This is a genomic window from Duganella sp. GW822-FHT06D06 (genome assembly GCF_058799615.1).
The window spans coordinates 172,615-190,576 of sequence record NZ_JBXALQ010000005.1 but is presented as its reverse complement, the minus strand read 5'-3'; the positions used below and the strand labels follow the sequence as shown (position 1 = coordinate 190,576).

15 protein-coding genes are annotated in these 17,962 nt (G+C 64.0%); 7 read left to right on the top strand and 8 right to left on the bottom strand.

All coding sequences use genetic code 11. The features are described 5' to 3' along the window. Positions 1-112: 112 nt before the first annotated feature. The 7 genes from AC1RMD_RS11585 to AC1RMD_RS11555 all read left to right on the top strand — a co-directional run bounded on the left by AC1RMD_RS11585 (position 113) and on the right by AC1RMD_RS11555 (position 10,458). On the top strand, positions 113-817 hold the full coding sequence (locus AC1RMD_RS11585; RefSeq protein ID WP_492926742.1) for a FadR/GntR family transcriptional regulator: 705 nt from the start codon (positions 113-115) through the stop codon (positions 815-817). Positions 818-1,034: 217 nt separating this feature from the next. Next, positions 1,035-3,758, top strand: coding sequence for a TonB-dependent receptor (locus tag AC1RMD_RS11580; protein ID WP_492926740.1), 2,724 nt, complete (start codon positions 1,035-1,037; stop codon positions 3,756-3,758). Positions 3,759-3,769: 11 nt separating this feature from the next. Beyond that, positions 3,770-5,644: a glycoside hydrolase family 28 protein gene (locus tag AC1RMD_RS11575; RefSeq protein ID WP_492926738.1), complete on the top strand. Its 1,875-nt coding sequence runs from the start codon at positions 3,770-3,772 to the stop codon at positions 5,642-5,644. Between the two features lie 58 nt (positions 5,645-5,702). Further along, a complete protein-coding gene (locus tag AC1RMD_RS11570) occupies positions 5,703-6,494 on the top strand; it encodes a rhamnogalacturonan acetylesterase (RefSeq protein ID WP_492926736.1) in 792 nt (263 codons plus the stop codon). Next, a complete protein-coding gene (locus tag AC1RMD_RS11565) occupies positions 6,491-8,038 on the top strand; it encodes a pectinesterase family protein (RefSeq protein WP_492926734.1) in 1,548 nt (515 codons plus the stop codon). The genes AC1RMD_RS11570 and AC1RMD_RS11565 overlap by 4 nt, the downstream gene beginning before the upstream one ends. Further along, a complete protein-coding gene (locus AC1RMD_RS11560) occupies positions 8,031-9,893 on the top strand; it encodes a glycoside hydrolase family 28 protein (RefSeq protein ID WP_492926731.1) in 1,863 nt (620 codons plus the stop codon). Before AC1RMD_RS11565 ends, AC1RMD_RS11560 begins: the two co-directional genes overlap by 8 nt. Before the next feature lie 79 nt (positions 9,894-9,972). Continuing rightward, positions 9,973-10,458 carry a hypothetical protein gene (locus AC1RMD_RS11555; RefSeq protein ID WP_492926729.1) on the top strand — a complete coding sequence of 162 codons (486 nt, stop codon included), beginning with the start codon at positions 9,973-9,975 and terminating at the stop codon, positions 10,456-10,458. Positions 10,459-10,465: 7 nt separating this feature from the next. Here the strand turns inward: AC1RMD_RS11555 and AC1RMD_RS11550 are convergent, their stop codons facing one another. The 8 genes from AC1RMD_RS11550 to AC1RMD_RS11515 form a co-directional block, all read right to left on the bottom strand. Then, positions 10,466-10,738, bottom strand: a complete 273-nt coding sequence (locus AC1RMD_RS11550; protein ID WP_492926728.1) for a hypothetical protein — start codon at positions 10,736-10,738, stop codon at positions 10,466-10,468. Beyond that, the gene (locus tag AC1RMD_RS11545; protein ID WP_117012993.1) at positions 10,735-10,956 is read right to left on the bottom strand and encodes a ribbon-helix-helix protein, CopG family; all 222 of its coding nucleotides are present in this window, start codon (positions 10,954-10,956) and stop codon (positions 10,735-10,737) included. The genes AC1RMD_RS11550 and AC1RMD_RS11545 overlap by 4 nt, the downstream gene beginning before the upstream one ends. An 85-nt stretch (positions 10,957-11,041) precedes the next feature. Next, entirely contained in the window at positions 11,042-12,628 is a 1,587-nt protein-coding gene (locus AC1RMD_RS11540; protein WP_492926726.1) for a glycoside hydrolase family 43 protein, read from the bottom strand. 11 nt (positions 12,629-12,639) lie between these two features. Beyond that, entirely contained in the window at positions 12,640-13,518 is an 879-nt protein-coding gene (locus AC1RMD_RS11535) for an SMP-30/gluconolactonase/LRE family protein (RefSeq protein ID WP_492926724.1), read from the bottom strand. Further along, a complete protein-coding gene (locus tag AC1RMD_RS11530; protein WP_492926722.1) occupies positions 13,506-15,080 on the bottom strand; it encodes an aldehyde dehydrogenase (NADP(+)) in 1,575 nt (524 codons plus the stop codon). The genes AC1RMD_RS11535 and AC1RMD_RS11530 overlap by 13 nt, the downstream gene beginning before the upstream one ends. 69 nt (positions 15,081-15,149) lie before the next feature. Further along, complete coding sequence (gene kdgD, locus AC1RMD_RS11525; RefSeq protein ID WP_492926720.1) at positions 15,150-16,061, bottom strand: 5-dehydro-4-deoxyglucarate dehydratase; 912 nt, start codon at positions 16,059-16,061, stop codon at positions 15,150-15,152. 144 nt (positions 16,062-16,205) lie between these two features. After that, on the bottom strand, positions 16,206-16,973 hold the full coding sequence (locus AC1RMD_RS11520; RefSeq protein WP_492926718.1) for a FadR/GntR family transcriptional regulator: 768 nt from the start codon (positions 16,971-16,973) through the stop codon (positions 16,206-16,208). 167 nt (positions 16,974-17,140) lie between these two features. After that, positions 17,141-17,959, bottom strand: coding sequence for an HDOD domain-containing protein (locus AC1RMD_RS11515; RefSeq protein ID WP_492926716.1), 819 nt, complete (start codon positions 17,957-17,959; stop codon positions 17,141-17,143). Positions 17,960-17,962 lie beyond the last annotated feature (3 nt).

Sequence of the window (17,962 nt, the reverse complement as noted above, 5' to 3'; positions counted from 1 at the left end):
TATGACAGCTAAAAATTAATTTGGCTAGTCCACATTGCATATTTGGTCTGACCACCTTAGAATGGCCTGACCAGATGGCAATACCACGCCACCCTACGAATATGAGACACAGATGCTGAAAAAGACTACCGCCCCTGCCGATAGCAACGCCCACGAACCGCGCTTGTACCGCATCGTGGCGGACCGCATCCAGGACCTGATACGCGAAGAGAAGATCGCCGGCGGCGAACGCCTGCCGTCGGAGCGCGACCTGGCCACCAAGTTGAGCGTCAGCCGCGCCTCGCTGCGCGAAGCGCTGATCGCGCTGGAACTGGGCGGCGTGATCGAAGTGCGCGGCGGCTCCGGCGTCTACGTCAGCGAAGTGCCGGAACCCTCGGCCGCCGACCTGCCGGAAGCCGGCCCGGGTCCATTCGAAGTGCTGTCCGCGCGCCGCCTGATCGAATCCGAGATCGCCGCCATCGCCGCCCGCGTCGCCACCGACGGCGCCATCGACGCCATCCTCAAGGCGGTGGTCGAGATGGAACAGAACCACGCCAATTATTCGAGCAACGAGCAGGCCGACCGCAACTTCCACCTGGCGATCGCGCGCGCCACCGGCAACAGCGCGCTGGTCGGATCGCTGGACTACCTGTGGGACCAGCGCGGCCGCCTGTGGCACAAGTTAAAAGAACACTTCCAGACCGAGGAACTGCGCCAGGAAACGCTGAAGGATCACCGCCGCATCCTGGAGGCGATCGCCGCCCACGATCCGGCGGCGGCGCGCAAAGCCATGCGTGCCCACCTGGAACGCGTGACCCGCACTTTCTCGCGCGGATAAAGAAGTTGTAGTGTGCAGTAAGGCAGTACCGCAGGACCGGCCTCGATGCCGGTCCGCGAACAAAGCAATAAGTTATCGACCGTCTTGCGACCTCGGCCCGTGTCCACCACGACGGCCCTCGTCTCAACGGCACGGAGTACGCGAGGTGCTCCAATCACGTCCAGTGCTTTTCCCAGCACGGCGCATAACTTTATTCAAAAAGACGAAGGAGACACGCATGAACAAGTCCGATCACTCGGTCCAAAACCGTTCCGCCCAACCCCGCCTGCTGCTGTCGGCCATCACGGTGGCCGTGCTGACGCTGGCCAACCAGGCGGCCGCGCAACAGAGCGGAGAAGCGGCAATGACCCGCGTCGAAGTGACCGGCTCCAGCATCAAGCGCCTGGCCACCGAGGCATCGCTGCCGGTCAGCACCGTCAAGGCCGAGGACTTCATCAAGCAAGGCATCACCACGCTGGCCGACGTCATGATGTCGCTGCCGCAGTCCGCATCGCTGGCGCCGTCCAACGCCGGCTCCGGCACCAACATCAACCTGCGCGGCCTGGGCGTGAACCGCACCCTGGTGCTGCTGAACGGCCGCCGCATGGCCAACGAGGCGATCGCCGACGGCTACGCCAACCTGGACGTGATTCCGATGAGCGCACTGGCGCGCGTCGAGATCCTGCGCGACGGCGCCTCGTCGATCTACGGCTCGGACGCCATCGGCGGCGTGGTCAACTTCATCACCAAGACTTCGTTCGAAGGTCTGTCGCTGACCGGCCAGGAAGTCCAGCCGGAGAAAAACGGCGGCGGCGACGAGCAACGTGCCAGCATCACCTGGGGCAAGGGCAACCTGGAACGCGACGGCTGGAGCGTTTACGGCACCATCGACGCCCACCAGCGCACCCGCCTGGCCGCGCGCGACCGCGCCGACCTGAGCTCCGCCGCCCTGTTGACCAGCATCGGCCGCCCGCCAACGCTGGGCACCGGCGGCAACGCCACGCCAGCCAACTTCACCACCGCCACCAACAAGACCGCGCAGAACCCGTACGCCGCAAGCGGCTGCCTGGCGCCCTACTCCATCGTCGGCCAGAAGGGCACCTGCGTCCTCGACGCCAACGAATACGGCACCGCGCTGTACGCCAACCAGCAGGTCACGTTCTACGCCCGCGCCGCCAAGAAGCTGAGCGAAGACCACGTCGTCACCATCGACTACTCCCGCGGCGAAGAGTTCATCCTCGGCGCCAAGAACCCGACCAACGCGCTGGCCGTCGGCGGCGTCAGCGCCACGCTGCCATCGACCAGCAAATGGTATCCAGGTAAAAGCGGCGGCGTGCCTGCGGTTGCAGGCTTGAACAACGCACCGCTGATCCTGACCTGGGCCGTGGCCGACCTGGGCCTGGCCACCACCAAGGACGTGCAGCTGAACCAGCGCCTGTCCGTGGTCGATGAAGGCACGCTGGCGGGCTGGGACTACAAGGCCGGCCTGGTGGTCGGCGTTTCGCAGCGCGACAATTACTACCAATCCGGCTACGCCAAGGGCCAGGGCCTGCTGGACGGCCTGAAAAGCGGCGCACTCAATCCATTCGGCGCGCAGGACGCGGCCGGCCTGGCCTACCTCGACACCATCAGGGTCGACGGCGCCAAGAACCGCACCTCCAAATCGACCTTCACCGGCGTCGACCTGACCGCCAGCCGCACCTTGATGGAACTGCCAGGCGGCTCGATGGCGCTAGCGCTGGGCGCGGACTTCCATCGCGACACCACCGAAGACACCAAACTGCCGCTCAGCGCCGAAGTCACCTACGCCAGCGCCTCGCCATCGCACGGCGAAGGCGCCCGCAACGTCGCCGCGCTGTTCGCCGAGCTGAATGTACCGGTCACAAAAAAGCTGGAATTGAACCTCGCCGTGCGCGACGACCATTTCAGCGATTTCGGCAACACCATCAATCCGAAGATCAGCTTCCGCTACGAGCCGACCAAGCAGTTGATGTTCCGCGGCTCGGCCAACACCGGCTTCCGCGCGCCGACGCTGTTCGACCGCTACGGCTACCGCCTGGCCGGCGCCACCGGCCTGACTTCGGCCAAATGGGACGATCCGGTCCTGTGCCCCGGCGGCAAGCCTGGCGTGGCCGGTACCGGCACGGCGCTGCCTGGCCTGGTCGCATCGGCCGTCTGCAACACCACGCTGCCCAAGCAGACCGGCTCCAATCCGGAACTGGTGCCGGAAAAATCGCGCGGCTTCACGCTGGGTACCGTGTTCGAGCCGACCAAGTCGGCGATGGTGTCGATCGACTACTGGAACATCAAGATGACCAATATGCTGGCCAACTTGCCGGAACAGGTCTACTTCCTCGACCCGGTCAAGTACGCATCGTTCTTCGTGCGTAACGCCGACAACACCATCAAGTACATCAAGAACACCACGATGAACCTGGGCGGCCAGAAGGCGGCCGGTATCGACATATCGGGTTCGTACGCCTTCCCGCGTACGCCTTACGGCGACTTCAAGGTGTCGCTCGACGGCACCTACCTGACCCAGTTCGACAACCAGCTCGATAGCGGCACCCCTTACGTGTCGAACATCGGCCAGTTCGGACTGGCCAGCAACGGCACCACCAGCAGCCTGCCTATCATCACCTTCCGCTGGAAGCACACGCTGAAGCTGAACTGGGCCGCCGGCAACTGGAACACCCAGCTGACCCAGAACTACAATTCCAAGTACACCGACCAGAACCTGGTGGCGCAGCAGTACTGGCGCAACATCAATTCGTACAAGGTTTGGAACTTCACCACGACCTACAACGGCTTCAAGAACATCCAGGTTACCGCCGGCGTCAACAACCTGTTCAACGTGAATCCGCCAGTGACCAACAGCAGCCTGTATAGCTTCGGTTACCTGAGCAGCGCCGCCAGCCCGATCGGCCGCGCCTACAACGTCCGCGCCACCTACACCTTCTGATGAGAGCACAGATGCATAAAGACGAACAGCAAGGCGGTGGCCTCGGCCGCCGCCGCTTCCTGCAAGCCTTGTCGGCGGCCGGCCTGGCCGGCGGCGCCGGCCCGGTAGCATTGGCGGCCAGCGCCAAGGCGGCCGATCCATGGAAGGAGGCGCAAGCCATCATCGACCGCTTCAAGAAACCGCTGAAATTCCGCGACCAGGACTTCGTGGTGACGGCCTTCGGCGCCGCCACCTGCGCAACCAAGCCGGTGACGGCATGGACTTCGTTCACCGAGTCGGACACGCTGCAAACCCCGGTGGCCGGCTCGCACGACTGCTATCCGGCGATAGCTGCGGCCATCGCGGCCTGCCACAAGGCCGGCGGCGGCCGCGTGGTGATCCCGGCCGGGAACTGGCTGTGCGCCGGACCTATCGTGCTGCTGTCGAACGTGAACGTACACCTGAAGGCCGGCGCCCACGTCTACTTCAGCAACAACCCGGCCGACTACGCCAAGTACGGCGCCTACGATTGCGGCAAGAACGGCAAGCTGTCGATCACGCGCTGGGAAGGCAACGACCTGCTGAACTACTCGTCGATGGTGTACGCGCACGGCCAGGACAACATCGCCCTGACCGGTGAGGACTGGACCAGCATCCTGGACGGCCAGGCCGGCGTCACCTTCGACGGCGATCCGGATTGCTGGTGGTCGTGGAAGGGCCGCGAGAAACCGAATTGGGCCGGCGACATCGCCGCCGGCGCGGGCAACTACGTCAAGCACACCAAGGGCAAGACCGAAGTGCACGTCAATCCGGCCAACCCGACCTCGCTGCGCGAGATCGCGCCGCACCTGAGCGAAGCGGAAGCCCTGTTCATCCAGGGCCCGAACGACAAGTGGCGCACCGACTCCTACTATCTGCGTTCGCTGGCGGAAGCCCGCGTGCCGGTGGCCAAGCGTATCTTCGGCATCGGCCACTACCTGCGGCCGCACATGGTGCAATTCATCAGCTGCACCAACGTGCTGTTCGAAGGCTACCAGACCACCAACACGCCGTTCTGGCAGCACAATCCGGTCAACTGCCACGACATGCATGTTAAGAAGATCTACGCCAACAGCATGGGTCCGAACAGCGACGGCTTCGATCCGGAGTCGTGCACCAATGTGCTGATCGAAGACTGCCACTTCAACACCGGCGACGATTGCATCGCCATCGATTCGGGCAAGGGTCCTGACATTCAGTTCGGCCCCGCCAAGAACATCGTGATCCAGAACTGCAAGATGCAGAGCGGGCATGGCGCGCTGACGCTGGGCAGCATCATGTCCGGCGGGATCGAGAACATCTATGCGCAGAACCTGGTGTTCGAGAACAGCTACTGGAAAACCGATCCGCTGAACATTGCGATCCGTCTCAAGACCAATATGAGCCGCGGCGGCTACCTGCGCAATATGCACGTGCGTAACGTGCATATCCCGAACGGCATCCGCACCACGCCGGCGTTCTATTCGACGCTGCCAGGTTCGCTGATTCCGACCAAATCGGTGGCCACGTCGGCCGGCGGCATCATCACCATCGACTGCGGCTACGATCCGATCAACGACAACGTGCGTATCCGTCCGCCGAGCGTCAGCCATGTGCGGATCTCGAACGTCACCTGCGCCAACGTCGAGACCAAGGCCGGCAGCTACTCCTGCTACCAGGCGATTGTGATCCTGGGGCCGGTGGCGTCGGACTACAACGGTCCGGGCAAGCCGGTGGTGCTGCCGGTGTCCGATATCGAAGTCAGCGACTGCGATCTGGGCACGCCGGTCAACGCCGACAAGCCTATGTATCTGTACAACGTCAAGGGACTGAAACTGAAGAACGTCAAGATCGGCGGCAAGGCCGTCAATCAAAGCTTCTCCGCCTGAGTCCAGGCGCCGGACCGCAGACGCGGCCGGCGCCTTTTTTTTATTTCCGGATATCGTCATGAACTTCCACAGCCTCACCCTTGCCGCCGCCCTGATGCTGGCCGGCGCCGCAACCGCCGCCGAAACGCCCACCAAACCAATCCGCGTCATCCTGGTCGGCGATTCGACGATGGCCAACAGCAGCGGCTATGGTGACGCATTCTGCGCGCGCATCAACCGCGCCAACACCTGCCTCAACCTGGCCAAGGGCGGGCGCAGCTCCGGCAGCTTCCGCGCCGAAGGTCGCTGGGACGAAGTGGAAGGCCTGCTGCCCGGTGCCGCAGCGTACCGCGCCACCTATGTGCTGATCCAGTTCGGCCACAACGACCAGCCGGGCAAGCCTGGCCGCTCCACCGACCTGAAAACCGAATTCCCCGTCAACATGACACGCTACGTGCAGGAGGTGAAGGCGCTGGGCGGCATCCCGGTGCTGGTCACGCCGTTGACGCGTCGCAGCTTCACCAACAAAATCCTGGAAAACAACCTGCTGCCGTGGGCCGATGTGATCCGCGCCACCGCCGCCGCGCAGCACGTCGCGTTGCTGGACCTGAACGCCGACAGCTACGCCGCGGTGCAGGCGATGGGCGAAGACGAAGCCGATACGCTGGCCGTTGCGCCGCGTCCCGAAAAATTCACCGAGGCCGCACTGGCGGCCGGCAAGGTGGAAGTGGCAGGCGCCGCAAAATCCGCCTTCGACCGCACCCACGTTGGCGCCAAAGGCGCCGCCTACTTCTCGCGCATGGTGATGGAAGAGATGAAGCGCGCCTTGCCGGAGACGGCCGGCCAGTTCAAGCCCGAGAGCGAGCAATGACGAAAACGCTGTCACCAGCAGGCATCGCTTTTCTGCTGGCCGCCTCCGGCGTCAGCGCCGCCCAGGATCCCAACGTCCACGTCACGCTAAACAAAGTGGACGGCTTCACCGCATGGGGCATGCGCGACGCCAGCATCGCCGGCAAGGCAGACAGGAAGATTGAATTCGCCGGCCTCGCCGGCGAATTTTCCGCCACGACGGCCACCACGCGCCCGCAACTGAGCATCGAACAATCCAGGCAGTATGCCTACGGCGAAGTGTTGAAATACGTCGGCGCCGCCGGCAGCGAGACCATCGATCCATGGGACCCGCTGTCCGAGCCGCTGGCAAAAGGCGCGGCTTTCACGCCCGACTACATCGTCGACAAATCCGCGCAGGCTGACGGCGTCAGGTTGTTCAACACCGTGCACGAAGCCGTCAGCCGCGCGGTCGCCGACAGCAAGGCCCATCCTGCCAAACGCCTTTACCTGCTGCTCAAACCGGGCACCTACCAGGAGCTGGTCTACATCCCCGCCTCCGCCGCACCGATCACAATGTACGGCGAAGGCAAGGATGCAGGCGCCACCAAAATCACGGCCCAGCTGGACGCATCCAACACCGGCGCCGACTACGCCAGACAATATGGCGCGCAGTTCGCCAAGGCTACGCCCGCGGTACAAGCGATGTACGCGACCATCAAGGACCGCGCCCAGATCGGCACCTTCGGCACCGCCACCGTCTGGGTGCAGGACAACGGCTTCCAGGCTCGCAACCTGACGTTCGAGAACGCCTACAACAAAGACACCGGCAACGCCCGCGCCGAAGCGCTCCCCAACGTCAACAACATCCATCATCAAGCGCTGGCGTTGCAAGTGGATGGCGCCGACAAGGCGCAATTCGAAAACATCCGTCTGATCGGCTTCCAGGATACGCTGTACCTGAAGGCCCCGCAGGTAGCCAACACCTCGCGCAGCTTCTTCAATAAATCCTACATCGAAGGCGACGTCGATTTCATCTTCGGCGACAGCACCGCCTACTTCCACCAGACCGAGATCAAATCGCTGGGCGACCGTGGCCTGTCCTACGCCGCCGCGCCGGATACCCACGTCAAAACCCGGTACGGCTTCGTCTTCGACAACTGCCGCTTCACGCATGACGGTTCGTCCAACGCCAGCGCGGGCACGTTCTACCTGCTGCGCCAATGGTTCCACAACTCGCGCTGCACGCCCTACGACAAAGTCGCCGTCGACGGCTATGCCTGCACCTTCGGCCCCGCCAACGGCTACCAAGCACCAAAAGGCACCATCGCCAGGAACTCGCTGGAGGCGGTCGGAAAAATGGTCGTCATGAATTCTCGCATCGGCCCGCACATCAACCGCGCATCGCCATGGTCGGACTGGAACAGGAAAGGCGCGCTGGCCTATCGCCCTGCCCAATACAACTCCGACGACCATTGGAACAACCTGATTAAAGCCGGCATCGATCCCGTCAAGGATCTCGGCTACACCGCAAAGCCATCGCCGGCGGAAGTCTTCCTCGGTGAATTCAACAATTCGGATGAATAAGGAATACCGCATGACTATCAACACCCAGCGCCGCAGCCTGATGAAAGCCCTGCCCGCCGCCGCCGGCCTGTCACTCGGCATGCCGGCGCGCGCCGCCACCGCGCCCGATCCGTGGCTGCAAGCGCAAGCCATCATCGACCGCGTCTCGCGGCCGCTCACCTTCCGCAAACAGGACTTCATCGTCACCGCCTACGGCGCGCAGACCTGCAAGATGGTCAAGGTCAAAGCCTGGATCTCGTTCGAGGAACAGGACACCGTCGATACCCCGGCCGCCGGATCGAGCGACTGCTACGCCGCCATCAAGGCCGCCATCAAAGCCTGCCACGAAGCGGGCGGCGGCCGCGTGCTGGTCCCGGCCGGGAACTGGTACTGCGCCGGACCTGTCGTGCTGCTGTCGAACGTGAACCTGCACCTGAGCGCGGGCGCGCAGATCTACTTCAGCAACAACCCGGCCGACTACGCCAAGTACGGCGACATCGATTGCGGCAAACACGGCAAGCTGTCGATCTCGCGCTGGCAGAGCAACGACTGTCTGAACTTCTCGTCGATGATCTACGCCTACGGCCAAGACAACATCGCCCTGACCGGCGACGACTGGACCAGCACCCTGAACGGCCAGGGTGGCGTGCCGTTCAACGAACAGGGCGACTGCTGGTGGACCTGGAAGGGCAAGCTCAAAACGCTGAACGCGGTGGCGCAAGGCTCGACGCCCAATTTCACCAAGGGGAAGATGTCGGAGAATACCGAGAACCCGCTGAACGCCGAGTCGCTGTCCACCATCGCGCCACGACTGACCGAAGCGGAGCGCCTGCTGATACAAGGCGAAGGCGCCCGCTGGCGCGCCGACGCGCAATACCTGCCGGCGCTGTCGGAAGCGGGCGTGCCGCTGTCCCGGCGCGTGTTCGGCCTGGGCCACTTCCTGCGGCCGCCGATGATACAGCTGATCGGCTGCACCAACGTGCTGCTGGAGGGCTACCACGTCACGCACACGCCGTTCTGGCAGCACCACCCTGTCCACTGCCGCAACGTCGTCATCCGCAAGGTGCACTGCGAAAGCCTGGGCCCCAACAGCGACGGCTTCGATCCGGAAGCGTGCGACCACGTGCTGATCGACGGCTGCACCTTCGACACCGGCGACGACTGCATCGCCATCAAGGCCGGCAAGGATCTCGATACGCAGTATGGCCCGTCGCAGAACATCGTGATCCAGAACTGCACCATGCAGAGCGGCCACGGCGCCGTCACGCTGGGCAGCGAGATGGCAGGCGGCATCCAGAACGTCTTCGCGCAGAAGCTGGTTTTCCAGAACATCAACTGGGCCACCAATCCTTTGAACACGGCGATCCGCCTGAAGACCAACCTCAATCGCGGCGGCTACCTGCGCAACTTCCACGTGCGCGATGTCTCGATACCGAACGGTGTGCAGACCAGCCCTTCGTTCTACGCATCGCTGCCGGGATCGCCGATTCAATCGAAGACCGTCGCCACAGCGGCCGGCGCCATCGTCACCTTCGATTGCGACTACACGCCGCTGAGCGACAACGTCCGCACGCGGCCGCCGGTGGTCAGCAACATCCACATCTCCAACGTCAAGGTCGGCAATGTGAAGACCAAGGATGGCAAAGTGGTGTCGTGCTACCAGGCCATCGTGATCCTCGGCCCGGTGGCGTCGGACTACAACGGCCCGCTGCCGATGCCGGCCGTCGTTCCCGTCACCGACGTCACCATCACCGACTGCGACTTCGGCCTGCCCGCCAACATGGCGCAGCCCTGGTACCTCTACAACGTGCAAGGCCTGACGCTGAAGAACGTCACCATCGGCGGCAAGGTCCATAACACGACGCTGTCTGCCTGAGCAGGGAGGGCTGGCGCCATTTGATAGCGACGGTATGGATTCGCATATACTGGCGTGACTTACACGTTCGGAGTCCGCCATGCGTCCATTGTTCCTGCTGCTGTTGTTGTCGTCCGCCGCCGCACAGGCGGCGCCCGCCGAGGCGCTCAAGCCGATGGCCTTCCTGGCAGGGCATTGCTGGAAGGGCGATTTCCCGGAGGGGAAGCAGAGCGACGAACATTGCTTCCAGTGGCAATACGACGGCAATGTCCTGCGCGACGTGCACACGGTGCGCACGCCGGGCAAGCCGGATTATGTCGGCGAGACGATCTACTACTACGATTCGGCGGCCAGGCAGGTGGCGTTCCTGTACGTTGAAAACGGCGGCGGCTACAGCCGCGGCACGATGACGCCGACCGCCACCGGCCTGGAATTCCCCGCCACGCAATACGTCGCCGGCAACCAATCCCTCACCTACCGCGTCCGCTGGACACCCGCCGGCGCCGACTCCTACGAGGCCTTCAGCGAAATGAACATCAAGGACAAATGGGTCACGCAGTTCAAGCTGGTGTTGAAGAAGCAGTAGGCGGCGGTCACTTCTTGGAGCCGTTGGTGAAGTAAAACGAGATGACGAGCGTAACCAATGGAAACGCTCCTATCTTTACCAGCTCAAACATCTGCGCCAGCGCCGGGTTCTCAGGGTAGCAGGCATAGCCAGCCATCTCGCACGTACACAGCAGCGCCAATCCCAGCAGTATCTGCTTGGCGAACTTCAGCCGATCACTTTCGTTAATACTGACGGCTGTTGGCGTCTGATATGTAGGCCCAGCAACGTCGTACTGGCGCTCCCCCGGTTGTCCATTCATATCCCCGTCACCACCCCCAGTGCTTCAAGCGTGTTGTCGGGTCGTCGGCGAACAAAGCCCAAGGATGAGCCGTCGCACTTCTGCCGCTCCTCGTAAGCGACTTTCAGCAAGGCAAAGGCACGCCGCATGGCTTCGCCCTTGCTGATCCCTCGCGCGCAAGCAATCATGGTAAGGGTATCATCGATTTCAGGGGACATTTCCACAGTCATGCTTCTCATGATGCACCTCCATCGCAGCACATTTGATAAAAATTATACTGCGCCTTTTTCGGCCGGTTTGTTTGAGAAAAACCAAACGGGCGGACTAGGGTGTGACGTGGAAATAGTCGATGTCGGCATGGCCGCTGTTGGTGGCGAACAGGCCCATTTGCGCACCTACCCAGCGGCCCATGCGGGCGGTGAAGGGCTTGCCGATGGCGGTGTAGTTTTGCTCGTCGCGGCTGTATGAGAAGGTCGTTACGCCGCCGGGCCGCACCTGCATGCGCAACCAGACTTGCGGGCCCGCCAGCTCGGCTCCGGCTTCCTCCTGCTCGCTGCACGCGGTCTCGGTTTTGTAGCAGCTGACCAGCGCCAGCCTGGTCTTGCCGCCTTCACGGCGCGCACCCAGCCACACGTAGTCGGCGCCGTACATGATCAGGCCTGCCTTGCCGCCCTCGCCCAACGCGTTCACGTCGATCCGCGTCGCGACAGTGAACGACTCAGCCGGCAGTTTTTGCAGCAGCAGCGACGGCGTGTCCCACAGATTGCGCCCGACTGGTTGACCGTACAGCCGCAGATACCCCGAGCGCGCAGACAACGAATACCACTCAGACTTCCAGTTCGCATTCCACTGCCACTGCAAACCAAGCGAGGCGTCATCGAATTCATCGCTGATGGCAGGCGCAGTGGCGGCGTGGCCCGACACCGGCTTGCGATATTGCAGGACCGGCTGCCCGGTGCCTTTGCCATCCACGTCCTCGCCGATCACCGGCCAGCCATCGCGCCACCGCATCGGCTGCAAATGCACCACGCGGCCGTAGGCGCGCTTGTCCTGGAAGTGGATGAACCAATCCTCCCCCGCCTGCGTGCGCACCCACGCGCCTTGATGCGGACCGTTGACCGGCGTGCGTCCCTGCGCCATCACGATCTTGTCCTCGTAAGGACCGTCGATGCTGCGCGAACGGAACACCGACTGCCAGCCGAATTCCACCCCGCCCGCCGGCGCGAAGACGTAGTAGTAGCCGTCATGCTTGTACAGCTTGGGCCCTTCCAGCGTGGTGTAATTGGGCAGCCGGTTACCGTCGATGACAGTCTTGCCCGCGCCATCCAGCATGCGGCTGGCGTCCGGCGCCATGCGGCGCAAGGTCAGCTGGTTGGCGATGCCGGCGCGGCTCTTGGCCCATGCATGCAGCAGGTAAGCCTGGCCGTCGTCGTCCCACAGCGGCGCCGGATCGATGATGCCTTTGCCGGCCAGCAGAAGACGCGGCGCACTCCAGGGTCCGGCGAACTCGATCGCCGTCATCACGTAGACACCGAAATCGGGATCGGGATAGAAAATCCAGAACTTGCCGTCGTGGTGGCGCAGGGACGGCGCCCACACGCCCTTGCCATGCTGCGGCGATGCGAAGACATCCAGCGGCACCTGCTGCGGCAAGGCGTGGCCGACCTGCGTCCAGTTCACCATGTCCGGCGATTGCAGCAGCGGCAGGCCGGGCGCGTTGTTGAAGCTGGAGGAAGTCAGGTAGTACATGTCGCCGACACGGATCGCGTCGGGATCGGAATAGTCGGCGTGCAGCACCGGGTTTTGATACTGGCCGTTGCCCAGGTCGGGCATCCACGGCGACGCCACCGGTGCAGCGCCACATGCGGCCAGCAAGGCCGCAAACAACAAGGGCAGAAGCCTGTTCAGCATCTGCCCCTTCCTTACTGTCCGAACGGCGTTTCCGCCACGCCCTGCACGCCGGGCCGCAGCAGCACCACCGCGCCGCCCCACTCCGCGTCCTCCGGCTTGCCGGAGACGATGGACGTCACCATCAGCGTATCCAGATCCTTGCCGCCGAAGGCGCACATGGCCGGTTTCAGCATCGGCACGTCGATGCGGCGATCCAGCTTGCCGTCCGGCGTGAAGCGCAGCACGCAGCCGCCGTCGTTACCGCAGATCCAGTAGCAACCGTCGCTGTCGATGGCGGCGCCGTCGGGACGGCCCACATACGTCGACATGTCCGCGAACACGCGGCGGTTGGAAGGCACGCCGTCGACTATGTCGTAGTCGAACACCCAGACCATGCGCCGCGCCGGATGCGAATCCGACAGGTACATGGTGCGGCCGTCCGGCGAGAACGCCAGGCCGTTTTGCGTGATCAGTTCCGACACCAGCGGCGCCGAAATGCCGCGCGCCGCATCATAGCGATATAGCTCGCCCACCGCGCGCGCGGCCGACATGTCCATGAACATGGTGCCGCTCCAGAAGCGCCCCTGACGGTCGCAGCGGCCGTCGTTGAAGCGCATGCCTTCGCCCAGCCCGGCGACGGGCGCCGCCAGCCTGGTCTGGACCGCGGCTTCCGCCTCGCCCAGCTCCAGGCTGAAGATGCCCGTCTCCATGCCGGCGATCAGCCCACCGCCCGCCCTGGCCGCCACGCAGGCGGCCATTTCGGCGGTGGTCCAGAAGCGCGCCGCGCCGCTGGCGCCGTCCAGGCGCCAGACGCGTTTGGCGGGAATATCGACCCAGTACCAGGCCGATTCCGCCGCGCTCCACGTTGGGCTTTCGCCCACCGTGCAGCGAATGTCGCTTATGCGTTCCATGCCAGGTCGCCGTTGACCACGCGCGGAAGGTTCTGCGGGTTGGCGTCAGTCAGCGATTCCGGCAGCAGATACGCAGGCACGTCCTGATAGCAAACAGGACGCAGGAAGCGATCGATGGCCGAAGCGCCGACCGAAGTCGTGCGGCTGTCCGAGGTCGACGGGAACGGGCCGCCGTGCACCATCGCGTGCGAGACTTCCACGCCGGTGCCGAAGCCGTTGAACAGGATGCGGCCCACTTTGCGTTCCAGCGTAGGCATCAGGCGCGCGGCCAGTTCGCGGTCGTCGGCGGTGGCGTGAACGGCAGCGGTCAGCTGGCCTTCCACGTGTTCGGCCACGGCCAGCATCTGCGCTTCATCGTCGCAGACCACCAGCAGCGAGGTCGGTCCGAAGATCTCGCCTTCCAGCGCGGTGTTGGTCAGGAAGGACTTCGCGTCCACCTGGTACAGGAAGGCTTGCGCAGCGCACGGTGCATCGGTGCCCTGGCCTGCGGCGACCTGCTGCACGCCGTCGATGGCGGCCAGGCCGCTGACGCCGGAGACATAAGCCTTGTGGATGCCGGGGGTCAGCATGGTGGTCGCACTTTTCGCGCCCAGCGTGCCCGCTACGGCGGCGACGAAGGCTTGCAGCTTGTCGCTCTTCAGGCCGACCAGCATGCCGGGGTTGGTGCAGAACTGGCCGGAGCCCAAGGTCAGCGAATCGGCGAAGGCCTGCGGCAGCTTGGCGTTGTCCAACGCGCCCGGCAACAGGAACACCGGATTGATCGAGCTCATTTCAGCGTAGACCGGGATCGGCTCTTTACGCGCGGCGGCGGTGCGCATCAGCGCCATGCCGCCGGAGCGCGAACCGGTGAAGCCCACGGCCTTGATCGCCGGATGGCTGACCAGGTTCTGGCCGATGGTCTGGCCGGAGCCGATCAGCATCGAGAACACGCCTTCCGGCATGCCGCATTCTTCGGCGGCCTTGGCGACAGCCTTGCCGACCAGTTCCGAGGTACCCAGGTGGGCCGAGTGGGCCTTGACCACGACCGGGCAGCCGGCCGCCAGTGCCGATGCGGTATCGCCGCCGGCCACCGAGAACGCCAGCGGGAAGTTCGATGCGCCGAACACGGCGACCGGGCCCAGGCCGATCTTGCGCAGGCGCAGATCGCTGCGTGGCGGCGTGCGTTCCGGCAGCGCGCTGTCCAGCGTGGCGGACTGGAAGCGGCCGTCGCGCACGACCTTGGCGAACAAACGCAGCTGGTTGCAGGTACGGCCACGTTCACCTTCCAGGCGGGCCTGCGGCAGGCCGCTTTCCTGCATCGCGCGTTCGATCAGCGCAGGGCCGATGTCCATGATGCGGTCGGCGATGGTTTCCAGGAACTTGGCGCGCGCTTCCAGGCCGGTGGCGCGGTAGATGTCGAAAGCCTGGTCGGCCAGTTCGCAGGCGCGCTGCAGATCGGCGGCGCCGGCCAGGCCGAAGGCCGGTTCGATTTCCACGTTACGCGATGGATCGATCGCCTTCGTCGTACCTTCTTTACCCAGGACCGCGCTGCGGCCGATAACCATTTCACCAGCAACTTGCATATTGACTCCTCAATGTATGAAAAGCGCGGACCAGCCGCGCTTGTTTTATATTTGTCGCCGCCGCAGGGATTACTGAGCGCCTTGTTTGCGTATCAGTTTGTCCAGCATGTCGCATTCTTCCGTAGTCAGATCGGTCAATGGCGCGCGCACCGGGCCTGCATCATGGCCCACCAGGCGTGCACCCGCTTTCACGATACTCACTGCGTAGCCGGCCTTGCGGTTACGTATCTCCAGGTATGGCAGGAAGAACTCGTCCAGCATGCGGTTTTGTTCGGCATGGTTATCCGACGCGACGGCATGGTAGAAGTCCATCGCCAGTTTCGGCATGAAATTGAATACCGCCGACGAGTATACCGGAGTACCCAAAGCCTTGTACGCGGCCGCGTAAACTTCGGCGGTCGGCAGGCCGCCCAGGTAGCTGAAGCGGTCGCCCATCTTGCGCCAGATCGAGACCATCAGCTCGATATCGCCGACGCCGTCCTTGAAGCCGATCAGGTTCGGGCAACGGTCGGCCAGCTTGGCCAGAGAGTCCGGCGTCAGGCGGCAGTTGGCGCGGTTGTAGACCACCACGCCCAGGTTGGTCGCCTTGCAGACTTCGGCCACGTGTTCGATCAGGCCGTCCTGGCTCGCTTCGGTCAGGTAGTGCGGCAGCAGCAGCAGGCCTTGCGCGCCTACGCGCTCGGCTTCCTTGGCGTAGGCCGCGGCCACGCGGGTCGGGCCGCCGACGCCGGCCAGGATGGGTACTTGGCCGGCGCAGGTGTCGACCGCGGTCTTGATGATGTCGGTGTATTCGTTGGCCGTCAGCGAGAAGAACTCGCCGGTGCCGCCGGCGGCGAACAGCGCGGTGGCGCCGTACGGGGCCAGCCATTCCAGGCGCTTGATATAGGTCGACTTGCGGAAGTTGCCTTCAGCGTCGAAGTCGGTGACCGGGAACGACAGCAGGCCGGAGGAAAGAGTTTTTTTAAGGTCATTCGCTTGCATAAGGTCTCCAATAATCGACGGCTCATCTCAGGACGGGGAATTCGGCGGCTGCGCGCCAGCTGTTGTATGACATCGTACAACTATCTTCGTCAGCGGGCAAGCGATTTAGCGAAATCCGCCAAATCGCCCTGCTCTCGTTGCTTTTTATGCAGTCTGGCCGGCGGCTATGCCTTCTTGCGCGCGGCGCAGGCGCTCGCGGCTGTTGCTCAGATGGGTGCGCATGGCGGCGCGGGCCGCCTCGGCGTCCTTGCGCAGGATGGCGTTGTAGATGTCGTCGTGCTCGCGGTTGAGGCGCTCCAGGTACACGGCCGGATCGTCATGCGCCAGCTGCGCCGAATTGACGCGCGCGCGCGGAATGATGGCGTTGCCCAGGTCGCTGAGGATGTCGACGAAATAGCGGTTGCCGGTCGCTTGCGCGATCAGCAGGTGGAAGGCGACGTCCGATTCGACCGAGCCGGGACGGCCCTGCGAATGCTGGATGCGCTTGAGCACCGCGCCCATCTGCTGCACCTGCTCTTCGGTGCGGCGGGTGGCGGCCAGCCAGGCCGCCTCGGTCTCCAGGCTGATGCGCAGCTCCAGGATGGCCAGCACGTCGCCGATGGTGCGGATGGTGTCGGCCGAGATGCGCAGGTTGGCCGGCTGCGGCTCCAGCACGAAGGTACCGATGCCGTGGCGGGTCTGCACCAGCCCCGCCGCCTGCAGGTGCGAGATGGCCTCGCGCACCACGGTGCGGCTGACGCCGTGTATCTCCATGATGACCGACTCGGTCGGCAGCTTTTCGCCCGGCTTCAGGTTGCCGGCCTGGATGCTGTTGGTGAAAGCCTCGACCACGCCCTGGGCGAGGTTGCGATGCTTCTTCTTCGGCACGAGGACGGTAGGAGCGGACAAGGGAGCGGCGGCGGTCTGGTTCATGGTCTTTTTACTGTTGTATGACGACTGTTAGCATACACGCTTATGGCGTGTCGCACGATCCGCATATTGCCAGACTTTTGGCAACAATTGTGCCTTAGACACTATTTTCGGCGCGATTAGTGCATATGGACTAGCTCGAAACCAACGTTAAACAACACTCGGAAGCCTCAGGCCAGCAGCGCGGCGCTCATGGAGGCGGCCTCGTCGGCGGATTCGAACAGGATTTGTTCCAGCGCGGCGTTGTCGTCGAAGAAGCCGGCCAGGCTGGCGTGTTCGCGTTGCGGCGCCAGCGGCGACGGCACGGGAGCCAGGTGCTTGGCGATCAGCAGGGTATCGCGCAGGCCCAGCGGCGGCGGCGTCAAGGTGGCGCCGCGCAGCGAGACGATGGCCTGGCCGACCGGCTCCGGGATCGCCATCTTCTTCATGATTTCGCGGGTGATGATTTCCTGCGCCGCGCCCATCCAGTCTTCGGGGTCGTCCAGCAGGCCGGGAATGTCGTCGGCGCGCGACAACAGGTAGAAGCCCCCTGCCTCGTGCACGATGCCGGCGAACAGCGCGGTATCGGCATCGGTGCGGGTCAGCTTGCGGGCGATCACGTGGGCCAGTGCGGCCACGTGGGCCGTGTGGCGCCACAATTGTTCGGCCTGGGCGCGCAAGGCGGCGTCGCGGATGCGGCTGCCGAACTGGCGCACCACCATCGCGGCGGCCATCGTGTACAGGTTGCGGAAGCCGACCCGCTGCACCGCCGCGCGCACGCTGGTGACCGGCGCGCCGCTGCGGTTGAACACCACCGCGTTGGCCAGCGCCACGGTGCGCGCGGCCAGCAGCGGCTCGCCCAGCACCTTGCGGATCACATCGTCGGTATCGCAATCGGGATCGGCCAACGCCAGTTGCAGGCGCAAAGCGGCATTGACGCTGGTAGGAAAAACCAGCTCCCCCTTTGACGCTTGGGCAACAATCTCGGCGTAGTCTTTTAGTTTTTCCATGGA